The sequence below is a fragment of the Bradyrhizobium sp. CCBAU 11434 genome (assembly GCF_028128895.1).
GTDB lineage: Bacteria > Pseudomonadota > Alphaproteobacteria > Rhizobiales > Xanthobacteraceae > Bradyrhizobium > Bradyrhizobium zhengyangense.
Window position 1 is genome coordinate 1 of record NZ_LBJX01000052.1, and the last position, 3,584, is coordinate 3,584.

Here is a 3,584-nt window from a genome sequence, read left to right on the forward strand (position 1 = left end):
CCTCCCTACGTCACGAGCCCAGCGAAACTCTCTCACCTTGATTGACGCTGCCTTCCATCCTGATCGCCGCGCGACAGCGCCGCGTGCACCACCTCAAGCGGATAGGTGGATGCCATGAGGACGTTCGACAGCAGCGTGTCAGGATATAAGGCGACCGGCGCAACCAAGGCTTCCAGTTCCGCGGGCTTGAGGGTTCCTTGGTCGGGAACTGGTGCGGGCGCTGAACTCGTCGCCGGTGATGGCTGATCCGCCGTTTGCGCGAATGCTGGCGAGCCGACGCCGAGCGATGCGAGGAACGCTCCCGTGACGACCATTCTCCTGACGAACTGCATGCGTTGGTCCTCCTCCGCTACACACGAGATCGGCGAGGGACGTTTGCGTTTGACGTAGATCAAGAAAAGCGGGCGAACGAGGAAAACGACGCGCGCGCTTCATGAACGCGGGAACTCATCGGCAAAATGGCAGCTCTGGCGCAGGACTTCAGCCGGCGATCAGTCGTCTTCGTTTTCAGGTTCGAGACTATGCTCGATCGCATCGCGCATTCCGCGCATGACAACATACGACGCAAAAGACATTCTTCTCTTCTGATCTTCACTTAAGGTTTTGTAGAGAGGCTCCCAGGCAGCAGCGAGTTTCTTGAGGTCGTCGCCACGCTGGATGAGGCGATCCGCTCTGCGTTGCATGAGCTCGACGGGATTACTGTCCTTGAGGGGATCGACGGCTTCGTCGTGCAGTTCGACTATCCGCTGCAATCTCGCCTGCCGGTTTGTCGCCCTGTTGCGAATTGCGTCTTCGATTGCTGGCCAATATTTTTCCTGATCCGCCGTCAGCTGGAGAGCAGCCTTGATGATGCCGACGCGCATATCCGTCAAACTCTTCAAGTCTGCTGCGCTAGGACCGTCAGATCCCGCCATCGGCGATGTCTCTGCGGCGAGGACGAGAGGCGAGGTGGTCATCAAAAAGGCGAGTGCTGCGATGGCTGTCGTTCTTGTCATTGCAAGCTCCTGAGACTGCGCCCCCGAGTAGTTGGTCGCGTCGGAGTTGGCGCAGTTTGATCTAAGTCAACTGGTCTCCTAGGGGGGGGGAAGAATTTGTGAAGCGTCGAGGTGCCGTGATGGAGCATGTTGTTTTGATCTGCAGCACTCCCACGCTGCGAGCCTACCCAGAAAACTTGTTCGGCCTAGCAGATGAGCTCGCGAGCTCGGCAGCGTCGCGACGGCGCGTCGCATCGGCTATGGCGAAACGCGCACAAGGCCACCGAATACCCTTGCTCGAGTTCAAGGAACATGCCGATAGCGCCCGCTAATGCTCGCGGCCACGGAAAGATCGATGGACGAGAACCCACTGGCTTGCGCTCACTAAGCAAAGCGATTGCCGGACGAGGCCAACGCAACTTGTCCATTTTTTTGAACGAGCACGCCGTGAACGCTTTCGCTTTTGGTCTTACCGTCCGCAGCCGTATCGACGTTTGGCAAAAAAAGCCCCGGCGAGCCGGGGCTTTGCTTTGCGTTGTTTGAATGTTCAGTATTTGGCGGCGACCGGGACGCCATACCCGCCGAAGCGGTAGTTCAGGCGAAGGGTGACCATGTCGACATCCTGCTTGATCCCGTCGCCCAGGACGGTGACGCCACCGGGCGTAACAAAACCGGCGAACGATGCATTATCACGACCCATCCAGAGGTGGTCGTATTCAACACCGAAGGACCAGTTGGGCGCGAAGCCATATTCCCAGCCGACACCGAGTGCACCACCCCAGCGCGTGTGACCTGCCGAGGCCAAGCCGACACCAGTGACGTTGTTGAATATGTCAAAGCGGTTGTGGGTGACGGCTGCGCCTCCTTTCACGTAGAACAACGACGCATTCCAGGCCCAACCAAGCTGTGCCGTAAACAGGCCGATCCCATCTGTCTTTCCTGTAGTTGAGATCAGCGGATCGATCACAGTGACGCGCGTATTCTTCATGTCGGCCCAATCGCCCTGTGCTTCCAATCCGAACACAAACTGATTGGTCTGCCAGCGATACCCGATCTGTCCGCCGACAAGAGCGCCGGAGCGGTCAGCGCAACCACCCGCGACTGTTCCTGCGAGCGTGACGAAGTCCACGCATTGGTGGCTTTGACCCCAACCGCCGTTGGCACCGATGTAGAACCCGGTCCAGTCGTAAATCGGAGCTACCATAGGCGGTGGCGCCTTGGTGTAGGGACGGGCCGCTAGATCAGCCGCCGACGCGGGGGCGGATAGACCCACGGCCACCATCCCGGCCGCGGCAATCAGAAGCTTTTTCATTACCAGAATCTCCCCAGAAGAAGTTCAATAAAGTCACAGCGCCCACCAGAGGAATCAAAACTATCCCGTTCGCCTGAAGGTTGATGTAGCTTGGCCGCAACACTCGGCTCAGATATCTAGCGCCAATTCTTCATATTTATTAAGTATTTGCGGGGAACCAAATGCACTTCGACGTGCATTAACGTCCGCTGTGCTGTTAATTGTGGCGTCGTTTGCGGGGCGACCTTTGACATCAGCCTTGCTGAGAAGCTTGACGCGCGTTGGATGTCGCCGATGCAATTGGCCTCATAGCCGGTGCATTGCTGCGCACCATCGGTAGGCGTTGCAGTGCGCGTCTGCGTCGGCATGATCGAGCGAAGTCCGTGCCGGATCGTTGTAGATGCAGCCGCCTCAATTGCGGCAAGGGACTCGCCTATTGATTCGCTCGGTAATCCAGCGTTCGTCGGCTTGTCCACGACCCCTTAGAAGTCACACTTGGATCGGCCAACGATGGGGGTGCAAGGGCGCTTGGTCCCCATCCGGGCGCCCTTGTGCTGAGGGAGACCTAGGCACCGCCCCAACACGCCCTCGCGAAAGCCGCCGACGAAATGATCGGATGGCAGAGATATCATCGAACGAGCCGCTGACCATGGTCGCAAGCTCATGTGCAGAAGCATGCTCTGCTAAGCGGCGCCCCAGCTCTAAAGCCCGTTGCCGATCTTCCTCTGCGTCCATCGTCTCGGCTATCTTGCTCGTTAGCCGGCCCCGACGAAGTTGCTGACCGCGCCCGGGCTTTCTACGTTCTCACCAAGCTTAGAAAGCTTGGGGCTGGAAAGATCGGCGAGGCGTATCGTAGAGAAGCACAATCTCGGCGCGAGGAGAGCGCACTTTGTGCCAATGCGATGCGGGTGACCGGCATCCGTCGTTTCTATTGGCCAAGGGTACCCGTGACGAGGCGCGGCGGATTGCCAAGGCGATATCGAAACTACCGGAGCTACTGAAGCGACCACGGTATTGATGTTCTAATTTATCACATTCTGTTCGTGCGCTGTTCGAAAGCGTTCTCAAAAGCACAACCTGCAAAGGTGTTCGCGGTTGTAGGCGATGGTTGGGTGTATTCACGGATGGAACACGCCTGCACCACCGAAGTTGGAGACTCGTTGAGTAAGGTAGGTAGACTGACCGCCGCTGGCCCCAACACCGGCGGCGGGCTTTTGTGAGTTGCGTAGAGTGGCGAAGCGTACCGAGATGCCGGGGTTCATTAAACCCCAATTGGCGACCCTGAAGAGCAACGCTCCCTCAGGTGCCCAATGGATTCA

General features: G+C 58.1%; 3 protein-coding genes. All 3 read right to left on the reverse strand.

The genetic code is table 11. The features are described 5' to 3' along the window. Window positions 1–32 precede the first annotated feature (32 nt). The 3 genes from XI06_RS13110 to XI06_RS13120 all read right to left on the reverse strand — a co-directional run bounded on the left by XI06_RS13110 (window position 33) and on the right by XI06_RS13120 (window position 2,286). Window positions 33–332: a DUF3300 domain-containing protein gene (locus XI06_RS13110; RefSeq protein WP_442869431.1), complete on the reverse strand. Its 300-nt coding sequence runs from the start codon at window positions 330–332 to the stop codon at window positions 33–35. A 159-nt stretch (window positions 333–491) separates the two neighbouring features. Beyond that, window positions 492–995: a Spy/CpxP family protein refolding chaperone gene (locus tag XI06_RS13115; protein ID WP_237873599.1), complete on the reverse strand. Its 504-nt coding sequence runs from the start codon at window positions 993–995 to the stop codon at window positions 492–494. A gap of 526 nt (window positions 996–1,521) precedes the next feature. Beyond that, window positions 1,522–2,286: an outer membrane protein gene (locus tag XI06_RS13120; RefSeq protein WP_237873597.1), complete on the reverse strand. Its 765-nt coding sequence runs from the start codon at window positions 2,284–2,286 to the stop codon at window positions 1,522–1,524. Between the last annotated feature and the right edge of the window lie 1,298 nt (window positions 2,287–3,584).

What these genes read in the sequence shown, in the direction of transcription:
- XI06_RS13120 (WP_237873597.1), bottom strand. Translation starts at nt 2,286, where the DNA reads ATGAAAAAGCTTCTGATTGCCGCGGCCGGGATGGTGGCCGTGGGTCTA.
- XI06_RS13115 (WP_237873599.1), bottom strand. Translation starts at nt 995, where the DNA reads ATGACAAGAACGACAGCCATCGCAGCACTCGCCTTTTTGATGACCACC.
- XI06_RS13110 (WP_442869431.1), bottom strand. Translation starts at nt 332, where the DNA reads ATGCAGTTCGTCAGGAGAATGGTCGTCACGGGAGCGTTCCTCGCATCG.